We start from the raw sequence: 23204 nt of genomic DNA on the forward strand, positions 1-23204 counted from the left end.
AGCGCGCGAGATGCGCGGCTGAGATGCCTGAGGCGAATCGGGCGAACAGCGCGTGACCCTGCGAGGAACGCGCGAGGACGTGCGAGGACGACGTGAACCACAGCGGGGTGAAGCGGGGTGAACAGCCGCGAACAGCCGCGAACAGACGAGAACAGACGAAGAACAGCCGAAAAGGAGGCGCCGCGATGCCATCGAGCGAAATTGCGATCGGAGAAAATTGTGTTCGGAGGAGGAAAGTGCTCGATTTCTTGAAGCTGGACGAGCATCCTGGTGTACGGTAGGAGGCTGACTATTCCGTTGGTTAACGCGGGTCATCGGATATCCGGGAGATCAAGTCGAGCGCATGACCACGACCAACGGACGACAGGCGGGGCGGGAGCATCCTGCAGATGAGGAGCAAGGTCGGGTGACACGCGAATCGGGAGGCATGGCGAGCAGTGATGATGCTGAGCTCGACGAGTCGCCGAGGCGGCTCGACGCCATCCTCCGCGCCCTCCCAGAGTCGGAGCTCAAGGGCCTCATCACCCGCATGGGGATCCGTATCGACGCCGCGAAGCGCATCGACGCGCCTTCTCAGGCGGCGCGGGCGCTGGTCGGCCTCCCCGACGTGCGCGACCCGTCGCGGCTCCCGACCGCCAGCCGCGAGCTGCTCCATCGCATCGCCGAGGCGGGCGGCGTGCTCGTCGTCCCCTCGCTCCCGGCCGGCCTCGAGCCGCTCATCGCCCGTGGCGTCGTCTACGCGCGCAAGACCGACGAGGGCATCGAGCTCGTGCTCCCTGCGGCGTTCCTCGTCCAGCTGAAGAGCTGGGAGAGCGAGGACCCCCGGGCGATCAGGGCGCTGCTCGCGCAGGCGCCCTTCGAGACGATGAGCGCGATCGCGACGCACTACCTCGGCCGCCCCGCCACGCCGCCCATCGCGCTGTCCCTCGAGAACGCGTGGGAGACGCTGAGCGATCCGGAGCGGCTCCGCGAGGAGATCGATCGCCTCGCGCCCGTCGAGCGCCGCCTGCTCGAGTCCATCGAGGCCGTCGGCGGCGAGGTGGACACGCAGGAGCTTCTCGATCTGGAGCGGGAGCCGATGCGCCTGCGCAGCGCGAGCGGGGTGACGGCGAGCCGCCGCGGCGCGGGCTTCGCGCTCGAGCGCCGCGCCTTCCTCATCCCGATCCATCCGAACCGGCACGTCGTGCCGACCGAGGTGGCCGCCATCGTCGGCGCGGATCGCCGCCGGATGCGCGAGAAGCGGCGCGAGCAGATCCGGTCGTTCGTCCTGGAGGAGGATCACGCTCCGCGGCGCGCTCGCTTCGCCTCGGATCCCGGGATGCTCGCGCTGGCGCTCGCGTACTGCGTGCGCGAGCCCGGCAGCGACGTGCGCCCCGGCGTCGGGACGCCGCGGTCGCTGCTCGTCCGGCTCGCGCAGCGCTTCGGGCGGGACGTCGAGGGCGTCGCGCTCGTCGCGGCGCTGTCGCGCGCCGTCGGGCTCTGGGACGCATCGGCCGCGTCGCCGGCGACGCCGCCCGGCTCGCTCCAGGTGCAGGAGCTGACGCCGCTCCTGTTCACGACGTGGCGCCGCGGCGGCGCGTGGGATGAAGCGCGCGCCGAGCGGGAAGTGCTCCGGGTCGCGTCGGACAACCGCGACGCGAGCCCCATCGGCGCGCTCCGCGAGATGGTGCTCGACGCGCTGCACGACCTCGGCGAGGGCCGCTGGGTCCCCTGGCAGTCGCTGCAGGGCTACCTGGCGGCGGACGAGCGCATCGCCGGGGTCGAGCGGCTGGTCCGTCGCTGGGCCGAGCGCGCCTCGGTCGAGGCGCCGGAGGTCCCCGACATCACGCGGCGGATCGCGCTGGAGTCGCTGCCGGCGCTCGGGATCATCGATCTCGGCGGGGCCGAGGACGTGGCCAGCGCGGAGCTGGCGCTCCGGCTGACGCCGCGCGGGCGGGCGCTCCTCGCGGGCTCCGCGCCGAGCTCGGACAACAGCAAGAGCAAGTTCGTCGAGGCGCACGCGCTGCGCGTCGGCCTGAGCGCCAAGGTCGCTGCCGTGCTCGGGCTCTCGTCGTTCGCCGAGATCGGCCGCGTCGGCGATCAGGTCGATCTCCTGCTCACGCCGCCGTCGATCGCGCGCGCGCTGTCGGTAGGCCTCGACAGCGACGCCCTGCGCTCTCGCATCGAGGCGGTCGCGCCGCTGCCGGACACCATCTCGCGCATGCTCATCCAGGCGAGCGTCGTCATCGGCAAGGCGAGCTTCGTCGGCGCCTCCGGCTTCCTCTGGATCGAGGATCCCGAGATCCGCGAGCTGCTCCGCACGCGGAGGCCGGCGGCCGAGATGTTCGTCGATCCGTCACCCCCCTCGGGCTTGCTGATCGAGGCGGGGGTCGATCTGGAGCGGCTCATCCGTCGCTGCCGCGCGCTCGGCGTCGAGATCGAGGCCGATCTCGGCAACCTCAAGGCGACGCGGCAAACCCCGGCGCACGGCACCGAGGGACCGCACCGGACCTCCTCGACGGCGAACATGCGCCGATCCCGGACTCCGCCGGCGCGCACCCGTTGAGCCCGCTGTCAACCGGTATCGAGAGGCCACGAGCGCGGGCGGACCGCTGAGCCGAACCTGAAGGAACGGCCCGGCGGTCATCGGCGCTCACAAACGCACTGCAGGGGCGCTTCGTCCGCGGTGCGGCGGTGCGTGAGGCGCGCAGGCTGACCCTGGGCTGCGCTTGATTCCGCCTGTTCCGCGCCCGGGTCCCACCTGGGAGGCGGTTTTTCGCAGCTCTTTGCATTCCTGCGGCGTGAGGGGAATCGCTTCGGAGAAGCGCGACGTGTATACCTTAGCTCGATGGCGCCCTCCTCTGGTGAGCCGGACTCGACCGAAGGAGAAGTCTCGGTCGGCCCGGAGACGGCTGCGTTTCCGCTCGGCCCGGGGGAACCGAAGGCTGACAACGTCTACACGATCGCGCCTGGCACCGTCATTGCGCGCAAGTACCGCGTCGAGCGCACGATCGGCCGTGGAGGCATGGGCCTCGTGGTCGAGGCGCTGCACCTCGATCTCGATACGCGTGTCGCCATCAAGTTCCTGCTCCCGGAGTTCATGTCGTACACCGAGGCGTCGGAGCGGTTCATGCGCGAGGCGCGTACGGTCGCCAAGCTGCAGACGCACCACGTCGTGCGCGTGCTCGACGTGGCCGCCCTCGACAGCGGCGAGCCGTACATGGTGATGGAGCTGCTCGACGGCGTGGACCTCGCGGGCCACGCCGCCGAGGCGGGCACGCTCGCGATCGGCGAGTGCATCGATCACATCGTCCAGGCGTGCGAGGCGCTCGCGGAGGCGCACGCGCTCGGGATCGTCCACCGCGATCTGAAGCCGGCGAACCTGTTCCTGACGAAGCGCCCGGACGGCGCGCCGCACATCAAGGTGCTCGACTTCGGCGTCTCGAAGATCCTCACCGGCGACACGGGCAACGTCTCGCTCACGCAGACGACCACGATCCTCGGATCCGCGCTGTACATGTCCCCCGAGCAGATGCGCTCCTCGAAGAGCGTCGATCCTCGCACCGACATCTACGCGCTCGGCGTGTGCCTCTTCGAGATCATCGGCGGCAGGCCGCCGTACGTCGCCGACAGCTTCCCCGAGCTGTGCGCGAAGATCTACACATCGCCGCCCGAGGCGCTCCAGGACCTCCGCCCCGAGGTGCCGGAGGGCCTCGTCGAGGTGATCGAGAAGTCGATCGCGCGCGAGCCGGAGGATCGCTTCCAGTCGATCGCGGAGTTCGTTCAGGCGCTCGCGCCGTACGCCGCTCCGGGCACGCGCACGACCATCGGCGCGATCCTTCGCCAGCACGCCGTGGAGCTCGACCTGCCTCCGCCGGCCTCGCGGACGGCCATGACGCGGACGTCGCGCGCCTCGCGCGCGAGCAGCGGCGGGCCGTCGGTGAGCGACAGGGGCGCGCGCACGGGCAGCTCTGCGCCTCCGGTGGAGGAAGAGGCCCCGCGCCGCGGGCGCACGCTGCTCTACGTGGGGGTCGGGGCCGTCGCCGTCCTCGTGGGCGCGTGGGGCGCGCTCCAGTTCCAGCGCAGCCGCTTCGCCGTGGGAGGGAGCGAGGCGACCGCCCCGGCGGACGCGCCTTCGTCAGCCGACACCGCGGCACCCGGCGCGCCGACGGCGACGGCGCCTCAGGCGCCAGACACGGCCGCGATCCCGACGGTCGCTGCCCCTGCGGCCACCGCAGCGGCCGCTGACGCGGGCGCGAGCGTGGCGAGCGCGAGCGAGGTGGACGCAGGCGCATCGGATGCGGGCGTCAGCTCCACCGAGACAGCGGCGGACGCGGGGAGCGGGCCGTCCGCAGCGGGGACGACGTCGCCGAGCGCCAGCGCTGGCAAGCCGCCGCGCGCCGGCGCGGGCGGGCGAGGGCGCACGCGCCCAGCGGAGGCTGGGGGAGCTGCCGTGGATGCGCCGGCGGCGCCGCGCGCCGTCACGCCGACCGTGAACGACGATCTCTCGCTGGAGACATGCACCGCCACGATGCCGGACGGCTCCAAGAAGGTCGTCCCCTGCAAGTGACGCGCGCCGGGCCGCCCGTGCGCGGCGGGGGCTCTCCGGTCACGCCGGGATCGCGGCCGGATCGCCGAGGATCGCGCCGGTGAAGCTGGGGCGCAGGTAGAAGCCGCGCGGCAGCGCGGCGATCATCTCCCCGTCGCGTCCGAACGCGAGCGTCCGCGAGCGCCCGCTCGCGGCCTTCGGCCGCACCTGGAGCCAGCGCCCCGCGTGCGCGGTGAGCGCCTCGACGGCGCCGATGCCGATGAGCCCCATCAGGTCCTCGAAATCGGCGCGCAGGACGCGCTCCTGCGCGTCCGTCGGCCGCCAGAGCCGCGGGGCGCCCAGCCGTCGCTCCTCGCTCGGCCGGCCCGGAGCGGCGATGATCGGGACCCAGAGCACACAGGCGAGCTTCGCGCGAGCGCGCGACGTCTCCCACTCCGCACGATCGGCGTCCGACAGCGAGATCGAGCAGACGAACGTCGACTCCTGCGGCGCCCCGGTGACCTCGACGGGGATCGTCTTGAGCTCGATCCCGAGGTGGGGAAAATCGGGCCTCGACGTCGAGCCGGCCGTCGCGCCGAGCGCGCGCTCGACGAGCGCGCCGGCGGCGCCCTTCGTGCGCACGCCGCCTCGGGGCACGGCGCAACCGAGCGCGCGTGCGAGATCGGCGAGCGTCAGACCGGCGAGCGCGGCCGCCCGGCACCGGAGCTCGGCCTCGTCGCGAGGCGGTTTCAGCGCAGAGATCAACGACGCCGCCCTTAGAGCATCGCGGGGCGCGACTCCAGCGCTCAGCCGCGATCGAGAAAGGTTGGCCGCCGGGGTGCGCCGGGACGTCGATGGGGATCGAGCAGCGCTGACCCGGGGGCCATGGCGGCCTGATACGCGGCCCCCCCGAACGCGCCGCCGAGAAACAACCTACTGCTTAAATCCTTCTTTGAGCCGACAGGATTCAGAGGAAAAACGCATCAGGAATTTCCTGTATGGACTTTCCGAGGTCCACCGGTGCCGGGCCTGGCAGCCCGCTCGTCGTCGAGCGGCCATCTCAGGTCAGCGAGCTGGCCGGTGATCCGCAGCAGCATCTCCCTCAGGGAGGAGGCGGTCGCGCGATCGTTCGGGTTGTGTCGTAAACAGGCATACATGAACGCCGCGATGTCTGCGGTCCTCGGATCGTCGGCGATGCGCTTGATCGGCGCAGGGAGCCCGTCGTGGGTGACGTGCGCCGTGATGAGCGCGACCTCGGTGGGCGCGTCGAACAGCGTCTTGCCGGTGAGGATCTCGTAGGCGAGGCAGCCGAAGCTGTAGATGTCGGCCGTGAGCGGGGTGGGCGTGACCCCGGCGGGGACGACGCCCCAGATCTCCGGGGCGCCGTAGCAACCGGTGGCGCAGCCAGGGCGGATGTGGCGGCCGGCGAGGCCGAAATCGACGAGCACGGGCTCGCGTCCCCCGCGCAGGATCACGTTCGTCGGCTTGATGTCGAGGTGCCCGACGCCGACGGCGTGCATGGCTTCCAGCCCGGCGAGGACGCCGTCGAGCAGCGCCACCGCGCTCCGCGAGGTGAGGCCTCGAGCGTCGAGCAGCTTGTCGCAGCGGATGCCCTCGATGAGCTCCATCACGAGGATCGGCTTGGGGCGGGCGCCCGCGTCGAACGTGACGAAGCGGGCGAGGTTCGGGTGATCGGGCAGCGAGAGCAGCGCGCCCGCCTCCTCCCGGAACAGGCGGAGGAAGTCGGCCTCCGAGACGCTCCTGGCCGCCGTGTGATCGTACTCCGGCACCTTGAGGGCGAAGCGCTCCGCCGACGGATCGTGTCGTTCCTCGGTGCGGGTGACGACGAACACCGTCCCCAGCGAGCCGCCGCCGAGCTGGCGGTGCACGTAGAAGCCGCCGAGCGTGCGCCGGCTCGGCAGCCACGCGGGCAGCGGCTGCTCGGGCAGGGCGACCCCGCTCGGCGCGCTCTGCCGCCGGACCGGGAGCAGCAGGACGCGCGGCACGACGAGGGCGACCACATCGGCGAGCGCGCTCGGGATGCTCGCGCGCGCGGCCGAGACGAGCGCCTCGATCGGCGCGGCGACGCTCGGCTCCGCGTCGCCTTCCTCCTGCAGCGCGACCTCGATGGCGAGGCGCAGCGGCTCGGTCGCGCCGGAGGGCGCGGAGGCCGGGTGCTCCCCGCAGCGCCGGCGCGCGCCCGCGGTCAACTGGGCGAGGCGCGTCAGGGCCTCCTCGAGGGCGGCGAGCGGCGAGGCGTCCGCGTCGCCGTCACCCGCGCCGGTCAGCGCGCTGAGCGCGCGGGCCGCGTTGATCGCTCCGAGCGCGCGCGAGAGGCGGGCGAGCGCGCCCCGCACGATCTCCGTGCGCTGCGACGCGCCCGCAGGGAGCGCCGTGACGAGCGCCTCGACGGCGGCGATGCGCTCGAGCGCCACGCGCGCGCGCTCCGCCTCGGCGAGCTCCGCGTCGAGGCCGCCTTGCCGGGTCGACCGGCGCGACGCCGCGGCGTCGCTCTCCGGCGCGCGCGCGCGGGCGCCGCCGTCGCGCCCGCCGCGCGCGAACCGCGCGTAGGCGCGCAGCAGCTGGGCGACGTCCGGGTGCATGCTCGCCTGACCGAGCACGTCGAGGTCGTCGGGGTCGCCGCCGCGCATCGCCGCGTGCAAGAAGATGTCGGCCGCGTCGGCGGCGCCTTCGCGCACGAGCGCGTCGAGGCCGCGGGCGACCGAGGCGGCGATGGCGCGGCGGAGCGACGAGCCGCGCTCGGCGCGCAGCCGGTCGAGCAGCACGCCGATGGCGCCCGTCCAGCGGGCGAGCACCCGCGCCTTGAGCTCGGGCTCGCTGCCGAAGTCGGTGCTCTCGCCGTCGATCAGGTGGATGAGCGCGCGCAGGTTGCGCTGGTGCACGGTGACGTGCAGGGGCGGCGAGGCGCTCGCCCGGGCGGCGGTCCCCTCGGCGCGGAGCAGCCAGCGGGCGAGCCGCTCGTCGAGATCGTCGAGGGACGCGACCCCGGTCGCGTCCTCGCTCGGCCGCCGGTTCAGGAGGAGGAGGCTCTTCAGCAGGCCGGAGCCGAGCAGCTCGGCGTCCAGCTCGCGCACGAGCCCCACCGCGGCCCTGCGCGCCGCGGTGCTCTGCGCGTCGTCGTGCTCGCGGAGCTCGATCTCCTCGAGCGCGCCCACCACCTCGGTCGCGAGCGCGTAGGCCTCGAGCGCGCGGCCGTGCGCGTCGCGCGGGCCGGTCTCGACGAACGCCGCGACGGCGCTGTCGAGCGCGCCCCGCAGCAGCGCCACCCCGGCGCTGTCCATCGAGAGGTCGCGGTGGATGACGCGCGCCAGCGCCGCGAGCCCGTCGTCGCGCACGTGCGCGCTGGGCGGGGCCTCGAGCGCGTCCTCGAGCGCGCGGGCGCAGCGCGCCGCGGCGCGGGCGCCGAGCGGCTCGCCGCGGCTCATCACGCCGCGCAGCTCGCGCCGGAGCTCGACGATCGCCTCGGCGGTCGCCATCGGAGACGTGCGCGCGATCTCGTCGAGCAGCGCGTCGGCGGCCTCGGGCTCCGCGTCGGCCGCGACGGGGAGCCCCCAGGCCATCGCGGTGGCGATGCCCGGGTCCGCGGCGAGCAGCGGGCTCCGGAGGAGCTCGATCGCGCGTCCGAGCGCGCCGTCCGGATCCACGGCGATGCTCGCGGCCAGCGACGCCGCGCCGCGCCGCCACTCGGTGGGGGAGAGATCCTGGGCGAGCAGCGCGCGCACCTCCTCGGCGAAATCGGGCAGCACCCCGGCGAGCAGCCCTCGCGCCGCGGCGACGTGGCGCCACACGAGCGGCTCGCGATCGGCGAGGAGCGTCTGCCAGGCGAGCGCGATCCCGTCGGCGCTGCGGTCGAGGTCGCGCCGCCGCCCGTCGCCGACGTTACGGAACAGCCGGAGCGGGAGGTCGTCGCCCTGCATGGCCCGGCGGGTCGCCTCGCGGGCGGCGCGCTCGAGCAGGCGCGCGGCGAGCCGTCGCTCCGGGAGCGAGCCGGTCGACGGCGCGGCGATCCAGTCGCGCGACAGCTCGCGCCGCGAGGCGAGCAGGAGCGCGAGCGGTTCGACCGGGATGTCGGTGCCGGCGGGGAGCCAGAGCGAGAGCATCACGCGCGCGCGGATCCCTGCCCCGGACAGGCCGCGGGCCGAGCCGGCCGCCATGCGCGTCGCGAGGGCGACGAACGTCGCTGCGTTGCCGGCGTAGAGCTGTCCGAGGACGCGCCTGCCCAGCTCGCGCCGCTCCGGCCCGAGCGGGAGCGCCCCGGCGATCTCGTAGAGCGCCACGCTCGCCGCGGCCGGCGCGAGCCAGCTCAGATCGTCGAGCAGCCCGTCGGCCATGGCGGTCTGGACGCTCCGGAGCAGGCCATCCGGGCTGAGGGAGTCGAGCGGGGTCGATCCATCGAGCGCATCGACCAGCGCCAGCGAGGCGATCGTCTGCCGGAAGAGCGCGCGCCGGACGTTCGGGTCGTCGTGGGACGTGAGGTCGACGAGCCCTTCGAGGTATTCCGCGCGCGGTCGCATCGGCAAGTTGCGCAGTCTAGCGCGCCGACGCGCCGGCCCCCCTCCCACGCCGCAGCAATCCTCGCCCGTCATGGAACCTCCCACCTCGATCCGGAGCGCGTGCCGCTCCACATGGCTCCGAGAGAGCTACCTCCCCCTACGATGATCGGACCGGCCGGAGGCGCGCCCCCGCCCGCGCGCTCCGCCGCATCGCCCCGGCGAGCACGACATGGCGGGGCGATGAACCAGCCCCGTTGGTGCTCGATCTCGTGCAGCAGCGGGTCCTCTCGCGTCCGGCCGCCTGGGCCGTCGGCGCGCACGTTGGGCAGACGGCAGAGCGCTCCACGCCGCGCCACGCGCGTCGAGGACGCAATCCACGCATCCTGCGCAACGCACCGCACCCCACGGACCGACTGGGTGGAAGTGGGCATCGAAGTGGGTTAAGCGGCAGCGCGTGCGGGGCCTCGTCGCCCCGCGTGTTCGCCGCGCGATGCCGCGGCCGAAGAGCTGGAATGCAAGGAGACGTGGAACAGGGATTCTCTCTCGACCTCGACGCGTTTCGCGCGGCGTACTCGCGCTTCCTCGCGCCGGCGGGGGACGCGGCGCCGCGCGTCCTGCTCACGGGGCACTCGCACCAGGCCTGGCCGGATGCGGCGCGCGACGCGCTCTCCGCATGCTTCGACGACGCCGCGCGGCTCGTCGACGGCAAGTGGGACGCCGCGGTGTTGCCGAGGCTCTCGGCCGTCGGCGCGGCGATCCTGGAGCGGATGGGCTTCGAGCGCGGCGACGCCATCACCTTCGGCCAGAACACCCACGAGCTCGTCTACCGCCTGATCACGTCGCTCCCTCGGCGCGAGCGGCTCCGGATCGTCACCACGCAGGGCGAGTTCCACTCGCTCAGGCGCCAGCTCGCCCGCCTCGCCGAGGAGGGCGTCGAGATCGACTGGGTGAGCGTCGAGCCGCGCCACGCGCTCGCCGACCGGCTGCTCGCCGCGCTCCGGCCAGGCACCTCGATGCTCGCGATCTCGGCCGTGCTCTTCGAGAGCGCGACGGTGGTGCAGCGGCTCGACGAGGTCGTCGCGCGCGCGGCCGAGATCGGCGCCGTCCCGCTCGTGGACGCTTACCACGCGTTCAACGTCGTCCCGCTCGCGTGGGGCAGCGCGGCGCCTCACGTCTTCGCGGTCGCGGGGGGCTACAAGTACGCGGCGATGGGCGAGGGGATCTGCTGGATGCGCGTCCCGCACGGCTGCGGGCTGCGCCCGGTCTTCACCGGCTGGTTCGCCGACTTCGGCTCGCTCGCGGGCAGCAGCGGCGGCGTCGCGTACGCGCCCGGGGGCGCGCGGTTCGCGGGCTCCACGTTCGACCCCTCCGCGCTCTACCGCGCCGCCGCGGTGATCGAGCACTGGGATCGCTTCGGCCTCACCGTCCCGCGGCTGCGCGCGATATCGCTCCGGCAGACCGGGCGCATCCTCGGCCTCCTCGACGCCGCGGGCCGCGGCGGCGACGTCGTCTCGCCCCGCGAGCCCGAGCGCCGGGGCGGCTTCGTCGCCGTGCGCTCGGCGCGGGCGGGCGACGTCGTGGAGCGCCTCCGCGCCCGGCGCGTGCTCGTCGACGCCCGGCGCGACGTGCTCCGCATCGGCCCCGCGCCTTACCTCACCGACGCCGAGATCGACCAGGGCGTCGCGGCCCTCGTCGAGGAGCTCGGTCGCTAGCGCGCTGGCGATGTTCTCGTCGGGACGCTCAGGGTTCGCTGTGGACGCGCGGCGCGTCGGGGTACAGCGACCGCAGCCCGCGCCAGGCGACGTCGGCCGCGCTCTCCGCGGGCTCGGCGAGATCCCATTCCAGGTAGAGCTTGTCGCCGTCGTAGCAACCGAAGCTCGTCGACAGGCAGAGCAGCGGCTCGCGCTCGGTGGCATACCCCTCGCGCGCGACGTCGTGCCCGTAGATCGCCACGCGAGCGTCCGGGTCGATCGCACGGAGGAAGGCATAGGCGCGGTCGCTCGACGTGCTCCGCGCCCAGAGCAGCGCGCCGAGCGTCCCGTGCAGGCTCATCTCCGAGAGCGGTACGTCGAGGAACCCGTCGAGCGGGAGCCGATCGAGATCTTGCCGGCTCTGAATGCGGGCGTGCGGCGCCGCATGCAGCATGACCAGCCGGGCCGCGCGCGCGGCCGCCACGAACGGCCACCCGCGGAACCAGCTTCGCATCGCCAGCGTGTCCTCCGGGCCGAGGAGGTCTTCGAGCCGCAGCGCCTCGTCCGGGAAGAATTTGGCCACCACCGGACCTCCCACGTGCGCGTGCTCGTGGTTTCCGAGCAGGTAGTGAACCCTGCCGGGGTGGCGTTCCGCGAGACTCCTCGCCTTTTTCAGCAAGGTCACGGAATCGCCCCGGTAGAACGAGCCCAGGTAGTCGGGCCATTCACCTTCGTCGAGCTCGGGCCCGTGGACCAGGTCGCCCGTGATCACGAGGACCGCGCCGTCACGGCCGGTCGCCGCCTGCTCGAAGATCTCGGCGATTCGCTCGAAATCCGCGACATTGCCCTGTAAATCGGTGGCGACGATGAGTCTGCCCCGATCAGGGAGGTCGACGACACGCTGCACGTCTCCAGCATAGCCGAACGTCCCTGCGTTCGCCTCGCGTGAACTGAGCCCATCCGACGCGTGAACGCCGGCTGGCTGCAACGCCACGCCCTCTGCCAGATCATCCAGATTTGACGAAGTATTACAATAGTACTGTGACTTGGCGGAGGTTCTCGCTCAGGCTAGGCTCGCAGTCGTATGCAAAACCGGAAACTTTCAGCGTGGGTGGACGAGGTCGCCGATCAGACGCGGCCTGATCGGGTCGTCTTCTGTGACGGCTCCGAGGCGGAGAACCGAACGCTGATCCAGGGGATGCTGAGCGACGGTACGCTCCTCGCGCTCGATGGGGAGAGATACCCCAACTGCTATCTTCACCGGAGCGATCCGACCGACGTCGCCCGGACTGAGCACCTCACGTTCATCTGCACTCGCGATAAGGAAGACGCGGGCCCGACGAACAACTGGATGTCGCCGGACGAGGCCTCGCAGCGGGTCGGACGGCTGTTTGACGGGGCGATGAAGGGGCGGACGATGTTCGTCGTGCCGTACCTGATGGGCCCAGTGGGATCGCCCTCGGCGAAGGTTGGAATCGAGATCACCGACAGCCCTTATGTCGTGGCGAGCATGCGGATCATGACCCGTATGGGCCGGGTCGCGCTCGATGCGCTGGGCAGCTCCGAGGACTTCTGCAGAGGGCTGCACTCGCTCGGGGACCTGAGCCCCGAGCGCCGCTTCGTCTGCCATTTCCCGGCGGAGCGGCTCATCTGGAGCGTCGGCTCCGGGTATGGGGGCAACGCGCTGCTCGGGAAGAAGTGTTTCGCGCTGCGCATCGCGAGCACGATGGCGCGCGACGAAGGGTGGTTCGCGGAGCACATGCTCATCCTCGGCCTGGAGGACCCGGGAGGGCGGGTGACGTACGTCTGCGCGGCGTTCCCGAGCGCCTGCGGGAAGACGAACCTCGCCATGCTCGTGCCGCCGGCGTCCCAGAAGGGGTGGAAGGTGTGGACGGTCGGCGACGACATTGCCTGGCTGCGGATCGGCCGGGATGGTCGGCTCTGGGCGATCAACCCCGAGGCCGGCTTCTTCGGCGTGGCGCCGGGGACGAGCTCGAGGACGAACCCGAACGCCCTGGCGACGCTGGCCAGGAACTCGATCTTCACGAACGTGGCGCTCACGCCGGAGGGGACGCCGTGGTGGGAAGGCTTCGACGGTCCGGTGCCGCCGGTGCTCACCGACTGGAGGGGACGCCGATGGACGCCCGACAGCAAGGAGCCCGCGGCGCATCCCAACAGCCGGTTCACCGCGCCGGCCCGCCAGTGCCCGTCGATCTCGACGGAGTTCGACGCCGCGGCGGGCGTGCCCATCTCGGCCATCGTCTTCGGCGGACGGCGCGCGCGGCTCGCGCCGCTCGTCTGCGAGGCGCGCGGCTGGGCCCACGGCGTCTATCTGGGCGCGACGATGGCCTCGGAGACGACCGCGGCGGCCACCGGGAAGGTCGGGGTCGTCCGCCGCGACCCGATGGCGATGCGCCCCTTCTGCGGATACAACATGGCCGACTACTTCCGGCACTGGATCGAGCTCGGCGAGAACCGCGCGGCGTTCCCGAAGATCTTCCACGTGAACTGGTTCCGGCAGAGCGAGGCGGGCGCGCTCCTCTGGCCAGGCTTCGGCGAGAACCTCCGCGTCCTCCGCTGGATCGTCGCGCGCGTGCGCGGGGAGGCGAAGGGACACGACACCCCGGTCGGGATCATGCCCACCGACGGCGAGCTCGACACGAGCGGCCTCGGCGTGAACGACGAGGCAATGCGCGAGCTCTTCGCCATCGATCGCGACGCGTGGCTGGAGGAGGCGCGCGATCGCGAGGCGTTCCTGGAGTCGTTCGGCTCGCGCATGCCCGAGGCGCTGCTCCGGCAAAACCGGGATCTCATGGCCCGGATCCGGGCGTGAGCTAGCGCCGTCGAGAGCGGTTCACGCCACGCACCGCCACGAGGCCCGAATGGCCCCCGGGCCGAAGGCTCGCGCTCGCGACGTGCGAGCCCCGCACAGAAGCACCCGGCGCTCGAAGTCAGGCCGCGCGCTCGCGCGCTGGCCCCCAGCAAGCGACCCGCTCGTCCGCGCTGCATGGCGATAATGGGCGGGAATGTCTTGACGCCGGCACAGGTTGGCCCACACAGTTCTTTCAAAGAATTTTGAAACTTTCATGAGTCACGCAAGCGACATCCATCGCCAGGCGGAGCTGCTCGCGGCGGACGCGATCGGCGACGTCATCGAGCACTGGGGCTTCCGCCGGGTGCTCGGGCGGATCTGGACCGTCCTGTTCATCGAGGGCGGAGCCCTCTCCGCCGCCGAGATCGGCGAGCGGCTGCAGGTTTCCTCCGGCGCAATGAGTATGTCGCTGACAGAATTGCAAAGGTGGGGTGTAGTACGAAGAGTATGGAAACCGGGCGAGCGGAAGGAGTTCTTCGAGGCCGAGACGGACTTCTGGAAGATGATTTCCAAAGTGTTCGCCGAGCGCGAGCGGCTGATCGCCGACTCCGTGAGGGAGCGCCTCGAGCGGGCTTCGGCGCTGCTCGAGGGCCTGCCTCCCACCGACGCCGCCCGGTTCAGCCTCGATCGGGTGGAGCGGCTCCTCTCGTTCGTCATCGTCGCGCAGGCGGCGCTCGACGGGTTCATCAAGAGCAGGACCGTGGATTTCTCGCGGTTCGGGGATCTGGTCCGGTTCCCCATCCGCGCCGTGCGTTCCCGGCGAGGCGCCTAGCGGGACCGTGATTTCGGAGAGCTCGACCGTCACGGGGGGCCCCGCGCGGTGCGGGGCGCAGCGTGCGCTCGTGCTTCCAGGTGGAGATGGGATGACTGCGACTACAACGTTTACTGGGACGGTCCAGCGGAGCGATGTCGTCTCGAGCCTCGGAGGCATGTGCGCTGGGCGAGGGCTCGACGCGCTCGCCGCGCGCCTCGCGGAGCTGAGGCGCCTGCTCGACGGGGACCTCGGCGACATCGAGCGCGAGATCGCGAAGGTCGGGCTGGACGGCGAGACGCCGGCGCACCGGAGCGCTCGGCACTTGCTCGGCCTGAACGGCAAGCGCCTGCGGCCCATCTGCGTCGCGCTCGCCTCCCACATCGGGAGCGGCTTCAACGACGCCGCGCGGACGTTCGCGGTCGCGGTCGAGCTCGTCCACAACGCGACGCTGCTGCACGACGACGTCGTCGACCTCGGCGACCGCCGGCGCGGCGCGGACGCGGCGCGGGTCATCTACGGCAACGCCGCCTCGATCTTCGGCGGCGACTACCTCCTGCTCGACGCGCTCTCCAAGATCCAGGCGGTCGGCATGACCGACGTGCTCGAGCGGGTGCTCCTCGTGATCAAGGAGATGGTCGTGGCCGAGGCGCTCCAGCTCGCGTCGCGGGGCCGCGTGCGCACGAGCACGAGCGAGTACTTCCAGATCGTCGACGGCAAGACGGCGTCGCTGTTCCGATGGGCGATGTTCGCAGGGGCGCGCGCGGGCGGCGTGAACGAGCCGCTCTGCAAGGCGCTCGAGAGCTTCGGGACGAGCCTCGGGGTCGCGTTCCAGCTCGTCGACGATGTCCTCGACTTCGCCGGCGACCCGGAGGCGACCGGCAAGGCGCTGCTCACGGATCTGCGCGAGGGCAAGATGACGTACCCGCTGCTCCTCGCCATGGAGCGCGACCGCGAGCTCACGCCCGCCCTCGAGGCGCACTGCGCGTCGGAGGACACGGCCGTCGAGCCGGAGCTCGGCCGGCGCATCGCGCAGATCATGGTCGAGAAGCGCGTCGTGGACGACTGTCTCGAGCTCGCGTCCCGGCTCTGCGGGGACGCGGTGCGGAGCATCGAGCCGCTCCCGGAGAGCCCGGCGAAGGCGGCGCTGGAGGGGGTCGCGATGTCGACGCCCCGGCGGAAGCGGTGAGCGGCGATGACGAACCCCTTGATGCAGTGCGCGGAGCGCGCGCCCCGCTCGCGAGCGCGCGCGGCGCGCGGAGACACCCGATGAGCCAACACGTGTCCAGCCGGATCAGCGGCTTCTACAAGCGGTGCCTCGAGGAGCGACTCCACGCGATCCAGGCGCTCGGTCTGCTCGACGAGGAGGCGCTCGCGCACCTCGCCAGCGGGGGAGGGCTGCCGACGGCGGTGGCCGATCGGATGTGCGAGAACGTCATCGCGACGCACGCGCTCCCGCTCGGCCTGGCGCTGAACTTCCGCGTGAACCAGCGCGACGTGCTGGTGCCGATGGCGGTGGAGGAGCCGAGCGTCATCGCCGCCGCGTCGAACGCGGCGCGCATGGTCCGGCGGTCGGGCGGCTTCTCCGGCGAGGCGGACCCGCCGATCATGACCGCCCAGGTCCAGCTCGACGACGTGCCGGACGCGGAGGCGGCTGCGGCCCGGCTGGAGGCGGCCCGCGCGAGCCTGCTCGCGGCCGGGGACGCGGCCATCCCCAGGATGGTGGCGCGCGGCGGCGGCTGCCGCGATCTCGAGGCGCGCGTCCTCTCGGCGGAGCTCGGCGTGCTCGTCGTGCACCTCTACGTCGAGGTCGGCGACGCCATGGGCGCGAACCTGGTCGACACCGTCGCAGAGGCGGTGGCGCCGCTCGTGCAGCGCATCGCCGGCGGGACGCTGGGCCTGCGGATCCTCTCGAACCTGACCGTCCGCCGCCTCGTCCGGGTGACGGCCACCGTGGCGGACGACGCGCTCGGGGGCGCGGACGTGGCGAGCGGCATCGCGCGGGCGAGCCGCTTCGCGGAGCTCGATCCGTACCGGGCGACGACCCACAACAAGGGCTTCATGAACGGGCTCGACGCGGCCGCGGTGGCGCTCGGGCAGGACTTCCGTGCCATCGAGGCGGGCGCGCACGCGTACGCGGCGATCGGCGGCCGGTACCGGCCGCTCAGCACGTGGGAGCGCATCCCGGGCGGGCTCGTGGGGCGGGCGGAGCTGCCGCTCGCCGTCGGCACGGTGGGCGGCGCGACCGAGGTGCACGCCGGCGTGCGCGCGGCGCTGCAGCTCGTGGGCGCGAAGAGCGCGCGCGAGCTCGCGGTGGTGCTGGCGTCCGTCGGGCTGGCGTCCAACCTGGCGGCGCTGCGCGCGCTCGCGAGCGAGGGCATCCAGCGAGGCCACATGCGGCTCCACGAGCGGAAGCGCGCGCTCGGCGGCGCGTCGACGGCGGGCGGGGAGCCCGCCGCGCCGCCGTCCGGCGAAGGCAAGCGGTTCGCCGCAGAGCGCGCCGAGGCGCCGCTCGCGGTGCACCAGGCGGGGGGCGGGACATGAGCGAGGCGAGCCAGGATCAGGCGCCGCGCGGCGGGCGCCGCTTCGGCACGGGGGAGATGTTCGACGGCATCGCGGAGCGGTACGACCTCCTGAACCGGGTCATCTCGCTGGGGCTCGATCAGGGCTGGCGGCGGCGCGCGGTGCGCTCGCTCGAGCTCTCGCCCGGCGCGACGGTGCTCGATCTCGCGACCGGCACCGCCGATCTCGCGATCGCGATCGCGCGGGCGCACGAGGTGAAGGTCATCGGGGTCGATCCGTCGCAGGGGATGCTCGGCGTCGGCCGCCGGAAGGTGGAGGCCGCGGGGCTCGCGGGGCGGGTCGAGCTCGAGGTCGGCGACGCGCAGCAGCTCCAGCTCGGCGACGCGAGCGTCGACGCCATCTCGATGGCGTTCGGGATCCGCAACGTCCCGGATCGCGCGCGAGCGCTCCGCGAGATGGCGCGCGTCACGCGGCCCGGGGGGCGCATCGCGATCCTCGAGCTCAGCGAGCCGCGCAGCGGGCTCATGGGCAAGCTCGCGCGCTTCCACATCCACACGGTCGTCCCGTACGTGGGCGGCGCGATCTCCGGCAAGGACGAGTACCGGTACCTGCAGGACTCGATCGCGAGGTTCCCGCCGCCGGACGAGTTCGCGGAGCTGATGCGCGGCGCGGGGCTGCGCGTGCTCCGCGTGGAGCCGCTCACGATGGGCGTCGTGTGCCTCTTCGTCGCGACGCCCGAGGGGGCCTGAGGTGCGCGCGAGAGAGGGCCTAGGGGGGCGGTGATGGGCGGGTCGAACCTCCACTCTGCCTGGGCGCAGCTGTTCGTCCGCGCGCTCGCGCAGGCCGGGGTGCGCGACCTGGTCCTCTGCCCCGGCTCGCGCTCCACGCCGCTCGCGATCGCGGCGATGGAGAGCGAGGAGGTGCGCTGCCACAGCGTCGTCGACGAGCGCGCCGCCGCGTTCTTCGCGCTCGGGCAGGCGCGCGTCACCGGGCGGCCCAGCGTCTTCGTGTGCACCTCGGGCACCGCCGGCGCGCACGCGCTCCCGGCGATCATCGAGGCGCACCAGAGCTTCACCCCGCTCATCGCGATCACGGCCGACCGCCCGTGGGAGCTCGCCGACGCCGCGGCCGCGCAGACCATCGATCAGACCAAGCTCTTCGGCGACCACGTCCGTCACTTCGCCGAGCTCGGGCTGCCGGATCCGTCGCCCCTCGCGTTGCGCGCGGTGACGCGCATCGCGGCCCAGGCGGTCACGCGCGCGCTGTCGCCGACGCCGGGCGCGGTCCACATCAACGCGCGCTTCCGCAAGCCGCTCGAGCCGGTCGACGCGACCGGGCCCGAGCCGTGGCAGGCAGAGTGGGAGGCGCTGATGCGCCGCGCCGGCACGCGGGTCGTGTCGGCCCGCGCCGGGGTCGACGGGCGGGCGATCGAGGAGCTCGCCGCGCGCTGCGCGCGCGCGGAGCGGGGGCTCATCGTGTGCGGCCCCGCCGAGAGCCGAGAGGACGACGCGCGCGCGCGCCGCGCGGTGCTCGCGCTCTCGCGCGCGACGGGCTTCCCGGTGCTCGCCGAGGGCACGAGCCAGATCTGCTTTGGCGGCCTCACCGAGGGCGTCGTGATGCCGGCGTCGTTCGATTCGTTCCTCCGCGCGCCCGAGTTCCGCGCGGCGAACGCGCCCGACCTCATCCTCGAGCTCGGCGCCCCGCCGACGTCGGCCGGCTACGCGACCTACATCGCCGAGCACGCGAGCGCGCGCCGCGTCGTCGTCTCCTCGCACGGCTGGAACGACCCGACGAGCGCCGCGGCCGCCCTCGTCATGGGTGAGCCCGTGGAGGTGTGCGAGGCGCTCGTGGCGCGCCTCGGCGGGGCGGCGCTGAGCCTGGGGCGCGGGCGGCGGGACTGGGCCGCGACGTTCGCGCGCGCCGGCGAGATCGCGGCGGGGCACGCCGCGCGCGCTTGCGCCGGGGACGAGCTGACGGAGGGCGCCATCGCCCGGATGGTGGCCAGCGCGTGCCCTGCGGGCTCGCTGCTCGCGATCGGCAACAGCATGCCGGTGCGCGATCTCGACACGTACTGCCCGCCGTCGGCGCGCGCGCTGCGCGTGCTGCACCAGCGCGGGGCGAGCGGGATCGACGGCCTCGTGTCGGCGGCGGCCGGCGCGCGCGTGGCGGCCGCCGCGCCGGTCACGTTGCTGCTCGGCGATCTCAGCCTGCTGCACGATCTGACCGGGCTGCTCCTCGCCGCGAAGGCAACGGGCGACGGCCGAGCGCCGCTCGTCATCGTGGTGGTCCAGAACGACGGCGGCCGCATCTTCGAGCACCTCCCCATCGCCAGGCGCGGCGCCGCGCTGCTCGAGCGGTGCTTCACGATGCCGCAGCACCTCGATTTCGCGCCCGCGGCGGCGATGTTCGGGCTCGCCTACGAGCGCGCCGGCACCGCCGGGGAGCTCGCCCGCGCGCTCGCCGCGGGGTACCAGCGGGCGGGCGCGACGCTGATCGAGGCGGTGGTGCCGCCCCACGACGGCGCCGCCCGCGTGGCGCGGCTCTGGTCCGACGTTCGTCGCGACGTCGCGGCCCTGGGCAGCGCGCCGGCCGCGGACGGCGCGGCGGCCGATCTGCAGACTCCATGAGCGGCGCGCGCGCTGAGAACCCCGAGCTTGCCGAGAGGGATCCACGATCATGAGCCAGGTCAACGCGAACACGAGTCCGGCACCCGACGACGTCGCGCGCGGCGCGTCCGGCGAGGGCGCGCGGGCCCCGCGAGCCGGAGAGGGGATCGTGAGCGCCGCGGCGGCGCATCGGGCGACGGGCGCGGCGGGCGCAGCCGCCCCGGGGGGAGTGCGCCCCGGCTCGCTCCGGGCGTGGCTCCTCGCGTGCCGGCCGGCGACGCTCACCGCTGCGCTCGCGCCGGTGATGGTCGGGACCGCCGTCGCCTACGCGCTCGGCGGGATGCGGCTCGGCCCCGCGCTCTCGGCGCTCGCCGGAGCGATGCTCATCCAGATCGCGACGAACTTCGCGAACGACGTCTTCGATCACGAGAAGGGCGCCGACACGCACGAGCGGCTCGGCCCCACGCGCGCCGTGCAGGCGGGGCTGCTCACGCCGCGCCAGGTGCGCGTCGGGCTGCTCGTCACGATCGCGCTCACGCTGCCGTTCGGGGTGCACCTGGCGCTCGTGGGCGGGTGGCCCATCGTGGTGATCGGCGTCGCCTCGATCCTCGCGGGGGTCGCGTACACCGGTGGGCCGTACCCGCTCGGCTATCACGGCCTCGGCGACCTCTTCGTGTTCGTGTTCTTCGGCCTCGTCGCCGTCTGCGGTACGGCGTTCGTCCAGCTCGGCTCGGTCCCGCCGCTCGCGTGGGCGGCGGCCGTGCCGATCGGCGCCATCGCCACCGCCGTGCTCGTCGTCAACAACGTCCGCGATCGCGAGACGGACGTCGTCGCCGGCAAGCGCACGCTCGCCGTCCGGCTCGGGCGCCGCGCGGGCGTCATCGAGTACGCGATGCTCTTCGCCGCCGCCTACGCGGTGCCGGTCGCGCTCGCCGTCGGCGAGGGCCGGCGATGGACGCTCCTCGTGCTCGCGACGTTCCCTCGCGCGGTGCGCCTGCTCCGGGTGCTGGCGACGACCGACGGCCGGCCGCTCAACGACTGCCTCGCCGGGACGGCGAAGCTGCTGCTCGCCTATGCGCTGCTCTTCTCGCTCGGCCTCGCGGCCCAGCTGTAGGGATCATGCGCGTCGTCGATGCCCGCCTCGCGTCCCGGGTCCTTGATGGAGCGCGCCGGGGCCTCGTGCTGTCGCTCACCGACGACGAGGGGCGCGTCGGCCTGGGTGAGGCCACGCCGCTCCCCGGCTTCTCACCCGACACGGCCGACGAGGACCAGCGCGCGCTCGCCGAGCTGCCGGGGGCGCTCGGCGCGGTCGACCTTCCGGCCGAGGGCGCTGCGCCGACGGCGACGGCGATCCTGCGCGCGCTCGCGCCGCTGTCATCGCGGCTGCGCGATCTCCCGGCGGCGCGCTTCGCCCTGGAGACGGCGCTGCTCGATCTGCTGGGCCAGCGCCTCGGCCTCTCGATGTCGGCGTGCCTCGGCGGACACGTGCGCTACGCCGAGGTCCAGGTCAACGGGCTGCTCACGACCTCGGTGCCGCTGCCGGAGATGCTCGCGCGCGCTAGCGCGCTCGCCGCGCGCGGCGTCCGCGCGATCAAGGTGAAGCTCCGCTCGCGCGGGGAGGACGGCTTCGCGCGCGACCTCGAGGCGCTGCGCGCGCTGCGGCGGGAGCACCCGGGCGTCGAGCTCCGGCTCGACGCGAACGCGGCGTGGTCGCTCGACGAGGCGCCCCGTCGGCTCGCGCTCCTCGCGCCGCTCGGCCCGCGCTTCGTCGAGCAGCCGGTCGCGCCGGCGCTCCTCCATCACCTCGGCGCGCGCGATGTCCCGTGGGCGGCCGACGAGTCGCTCGCGGTCGAGGGCATGCCGGAGCGCCTGCTCGAAGCGGAAGGCTGCGCTGCGTTCATCCTGAAGCCCGCGATGCTCGGCCTGCTGCGCGCGCACGCGCTCGGCGGCAGGGCGCAGGCGCGCGGCATCGACGCCGTGGTGACGCACCTCTTCGACGGGCCCATCGCGCTCGCCGCCTCGTGTGAGCTCGCGCTCGCCTTGCCGCGCGCGCCGCTCGCGTGCGGCCTCGACGCGCACGCCGGCCTGGAGGCGTGGCCCGCGATCCGGATCCCGCAGCTCCGCGAGGGCGGCCTGGTCGCGGCCAGCGATCGGCCCGGCCTCGGCATCCGGCCATGGACGGGCTGAGCCTCCTCGATGCCGCGCGCGATCCCGCGATCGCCGCCCGGACAGCGATCGTCCTCGGCGGCGCCGAGGACGACGCGCCGCGCGCGATCGACGTCCCCGCCCTCGGCGTCGGCCCCGGCGGCGCCCTTCGCTTCGGCGAGCTGGCGCACGCGGTCGCGACCGTATCCGGCCGGCTCGCCCGCGCGGGGATAGGGCAGGGAGCCCGCGTGGCGCTCGTCGCGCCGAACGCGCTCGGGACCGTGGTCGTCATCCACGCGCTGCTCGCGCTCGGCGCCGTGCTCGTCCCGATCCATCCACGTCTCACGGCCGGCGAGGCTGGCCTCCTGCTCGACGACGCGCGCCCCGACCTCGTGCTGCGCGAGCCTGCGCTCGCCGCCCTGCTCGACGACGCCGCGCCGGAGATAAGCGCGCTCCGCGAGCGCGGGGCGCGCGCCGCCGAGGCCGCGCGCGTCCCGCCGCCGGACGCTTCCGGCGATCTGGCGATCGTCTACACCTCGGGCACCACCGGGCGTCCCAAGGGCGCGGTGCTCTCGCGCCGCGCGTTCCTCGCCGCCGCCGAGGGGAGCGCGGCCAACCTCGGCGTGCGCGACGACGACCGCTGGCTGCTCTGCCTTCCGCTCTGCCACGTCGGTGGCCTCTCGATCGTGACCCGCTGCTTGCTCTCGCGCCGCGCCGTCATCCTCGCGCCTCGCTTCGAGCCCGCCTCGGTGCTCGCCTCGATCGTCCGCGACCGCGCGACGCTGCTCTCCGTGGTGCCGACGATGCTGCTCGCGCTGCTGGAGGCCGATCGCGACAACGTCCTCGCCCGGCTCCGCGCGGTGCTCGTCGGCGGCGCGGGCGCTCCGGCGCGGGCGCTCGACGAGTGCGCGCGCCGCGGGGTCCCCGCGCTCACCACGTACGGCCTCACCGAGGCGTGCTCGCAGGTCACCGTGCAGCGCCCGCGCGATCCGCGCGCGACAGAGCCGGGCTCCGGCTCCCCGATCGCCGGCGTCGAGCTCCGCATCGAGGGCGCCGGCAGCGACGGCGTGGGCCGCATCGAGATCCGCGGCCCGGTGCTGTTCCGCGGCTACTACCGCGGCCCCGACCGCGCGCCGGAGCTCTCGGTCGACGGCGCCGGGTGGTTCGGCACCGGCGATCTCGGCGCGCTCGACGCCGCCGGGCGCCTGCACGTCGCGGCGCGCCGCAGCGATCTCATCGTGACCGGCGGAGAGAACGTCTACCCCGCCGAGGTGGAGCAGGTCCTCGCGTCCTGCGAGGGCGTCGCCGGCGCGGTGGTGTTCGGCGTGCCTGACGATCGCTGGGGCCAGGTCGTCGCCGCGGCGATCGTCCCCGATCAGGCCTCGCCCTGCGAGGCGGGCGGCGCCGCACCCTCCCCCGCATGGCTCGGCGATCTCGCGGCCGTCGTCGCGGCGCGGCTCGCCCCGCACAAGCGCCCGCGGCGCCTCTGCGCCGTCGCGGCGCTGCCGCTCACCGCGGCCGGCAAGCTCGATCGCGCGGGCGCGGCGGCGCAGCTCGCGGCCGCGCTAGCCCCGTTCCCGCCGCGCTAGCGCCCG

15 protein-coding genes are annotated in these 23204 nt (G+C 73.8%); 12 read left to right on the top strand and 3 right to left on the bottom strand.

Going from position 1 to position 23204, the window contains the following annotated elements; translation table 11 throughout:
- Positions 1–427 precede the first annotated feature (427 nt).
- Together WMF34_RS15660 and WMF34_RS15665 are read left to right on the top strand one after the other, a co-directional pair.
- Complete coding sequence (locus WMF34_RS15660; protein WP_044964985.1) at positions 428–2545, top strand: hypothetical protein; 2118 nt, start codon at positions 428–430, stop codon at positions 2543–2545.
- Positions 2546–2827: 282 nt separating this feature from the next.
- Entirely contained in the window at positions 2828–4549 is a 1722-nt protein-coding gene (locus WMF34_RS15665; RefSeq protein ID WP_012235633.1) for a serine/threonine-protein kinase, read from the top strand.
- Positions 4550–4588: 39 nt separating this feature from the next.
- On the opposite strand, the gene mutH is transcribed toward WMF34_RS15665, so the two are convergent.
- Positions 4589–5272: a DNA mismatch repair endonuclease MutH gene (mutH, locus tag WMF34_RS15670; protein WP_012235634.1), complete on the bottom strand. Its 684-nt coding sequence runs from the start codon at positions 5270–5272 to the stop codon at positions 4589–4591.
- 218 nt (positions 5273–5490) lie between these two features.
- Positions 5491–9042, bottom strand: coding sequence for a protein kinase domain-containing protein (locus WMF34_RS15675; protein WP_157907638.1), 3552 nt, complete (start codon positions 9040–9042; stop codon positions 5491–5493).
- A gap of 503 nt (positions 9043–9545) precedes the next feature.
- On the opposite strand from WMF34_RS15675, the gene WMF34_RS15680 reads away from it, so the two are divergent.
- The gene (locus WMF34_RS15680) at positions 9546–10733 is read left to right on the top strand and encodes an aminotransferase class V-fold PLP-dependent enzyme (RefSeq protein WP_437993764.1); all 1188 of its coding nucleotides are present in this window, start codon (positions 9546–9548) and stop codon (positions 10731–10733) included.
- A gap of 28 nt (positions 10734–10761) precedes the next feature.
- On the opposite strand, the gene WMF34_RS15685 is transcribed toward WMF34_RS15680, so the two are convergent.
- Positions 10762–11619, bottom strand: coding sequence for a metallophosphoesterase (locus tag WMF34_RS15685; RefSeq protein WP_437993765.1), 858 nt, complete (start codon positions 11617–11619; stop codon positions 10762–10764).
- 177 nt (positions 11620–11796) lie between these two features.
- On the opposite strand from WMF34_RS15685, the gene WMF34_RS15690 reads away from it, so the two are divergent.
- The 9 genes from WMF34_RS15690 (at position 11797) to WMF34_RS15730 (ending at position 23198) form a co-directional block, all read left to right on the top strand.
- Positions 11797–13545 carry a phosphoenolpyruvate carboxykinase (GTP) gene (locus WMF34_RS15690; RefSeq protein WP_012235638.1) on the top strand — a complete coding sequence of 583 codons (1749 nt, stop codon included), beginning with the start codon at positions 11797–11799 and terminating at the stop codon, positions 13543–13545.
- A 253-nt stretch (positions 13546–13798) separates the two neighbouring features.
- Positions 13799–14356: a GbsR/MarR family transcriptional regulator gene (locus tag WMF34_RS15695; RefSeq protein ID WP_012235639.1), complete on the top strand. Its 558-nt coding sequence runs from the start codon at positions 13799–13801 to the stop codon at positions 14354–14356.
- Positions 14357–14513: 157 nt separating this feature from the next.
- On the top strand, positions 14514–15524 hold the full coding sequence (locus tag WMF34_RS15700) for a polyprenyl synthetase family protein (protein ID WP_012235640.1): 1011 nt from the start codon (positions 14514–14516) through the stop codon (positions 15522–15524).
- Positions 15525–15604: 80 nt separating this feature from the next.
- Positions 15605–16879, top strand: a complete 1275-nt coding sequence (locus WMF34_RS15705; protein WP_012235641.1) for a hydroxymethylglutaryl-CoA reductase, degradative — start codon at positions 15605–15607, stop codon at positions 16877–16879.
- Positions 16876–17607 carry a bifunctional demethylmenaquinone methyltransferase/2-methoxy-6-polyprenyl-1,4-benzoquinol methylase UbiE gene (gene ubiE / locus WMF34_RS15710; protein WP_012235642.1) on the top strand — a complete coding sequence of 244 codons (732 nt, stop codon included), beginning with the start codon at positions 16876–16878 and terminating at the stop codon, positions 17605–17607. Before WMF34_RS15705 ends, ubiE begins: the two co-directional genes overlap by 4 nt.
- A gap of 33 nt (positions 17608–17640) precedes the next feature.
- Complete coding sequence (gene menD / locus WMF34_RS15715; protein WP_437993766.1) at positions 17641–19485, top strand: 2-succinyl-5-enolpyruvyl-6-hydroxy-3-cyclohexene-1-carboxylic-acid synthase; 1845 nt, start codon at positions 17641–17643, stop codon at positions 19483–19485.
- A 49-nt stretch (positions 19486–19534) separates the two neighbouring features.
- Positions 19535–20578, top strand: coding sequence for a 1,4-dihydroxy-2-naphthoate polyprenyltransferase (locus tag WMF34_RS15720; protein ID WP_437993767.1), 1044 nt, complete (start codon positions 19535–19537; stop codon positions 20576–20578).
- Positions 20579–20583: 5 nt separating this feature from the next.
- Complete coding sequence (locus tag WMF34_RS15725; protein ID WP_437993768.1) at positions 20584–21651, top strand: mandelate racemase/muconate lactonizing enzyme family protein; 1068 nt, start codon at positions 20584–20586, stop codon at positions 21649–21651.
- Positions 21639–23198, top strand: coding sequence for an AMP-binding protein (locus WMF34_RS15730; protein WP_437993769.1), 1560 nt, complete (start codon positions 21639–21641; stop codon positions 23196–23198). The genes WMF34_RS15725 and WMF34_RS15730 overlap by 13 nt, the downstream gene beginning before the upstream one ends.
- The last annotated feature ends 6 nt before the right edge of the window (positions 23199–23204 follow it).

The organism is Sorangium sp. So ce145, from assembly GCF_051525985.1.
GTDB lineage: Bacteria > Myxococcota_A > Polyangia > Polyangiales > Polyangiaceae > Sorangium > Sorangium cellulosum_B.

Excerpts from the sequence above, each read along its gene's own strand:
- WMF34_RS15675 (WP_157907638.1), bottom strand. The coding sequence starts at position 9,042 with ATGCGACCGCGCGCGGAATACCTCGAAGGGCTCGTCGACCTCACGTCC.
- WMF34_RS15725 (WP_437993768.1), top strand. The coding sequence starts at position 20,584 with ATGCGCGTCGTCGATGCCCGCCTCGCGTCCCGGGTCCTTGATGGAGCG.
- ubiE (WP_012235642.1), top strand. The coding sequence starts at position 16,876 with ATGAGCGAGGCGAGCCAGGATCAGGCGCCGCGCGGCGGGCGCCGCTTC.
- menD (WP_437993766.1), top strand. The coding sequence starts at position 17,641 with ATGGGCGGGTCGAACCTCCACTCTGCCTGGGCGCAGCTGTTCGTCCGC.
- WMF34_RS15720 (WP_437993767.1), top strand. The coding sequence starts at position 19,535 with ATGAGCCAGGTCAACGCGAACACGAGTCCGGCACCCGACGACGTCGCG.
- WMF34_RS15730 (WP_437993769.1), top strand. The coding sequence starts at position 21,639 with ATGGACGGGCTGAGCCTCCTCGATGCCGCGCGCGATCCCGCGATCGCC.
- WMF34_RS15660 (WP_044964985.1), top strand. The coding sequence starts at position 428 with ATGGCGAGCAGTGATGATGCTGAGCTCGACGAGTCGCCGAGGCGGCTC.
- WMF34_RS15705 (WP_012235641.1), top strand. The coding sequence starts at position 15,605 with ATGAGCCAACACGTGTCCAGCCGGATCAGCGGCTTCTACAAGCGGTGC.
- WMF34_RS15700 (WP_012235640.1), top strand. The coding sequence starts at position 14,514 with ATGTGCGCTGGGCGAGGGCTCGACGCGCTCGCCGCGCGCCTCGCGGAG.
- WMF34_RS15690 (WP_012235638.1), top strand. The coding sequence starts at position 11,797 with ATGCAAAACCGGAAACTTTCAGCGTGGGTGGACGAGGTCGCCGATCAG.
- WMF34_RS15665 (WP_012235633.1), top strand. The coding sequence starts at position 2,828 with ATGGCGCCCTCCTCTGGTGAGCCGGACTCGACCGAAGGAGAAGTCTCG.
- WMF34_RS15695 (WP_012235639.1), top strand. The coding sequence starts at position 13,799 with ATGAGTCACGCAAGCGACATCCATCGCCAGGCGGAGCTGCTCGCGGCG.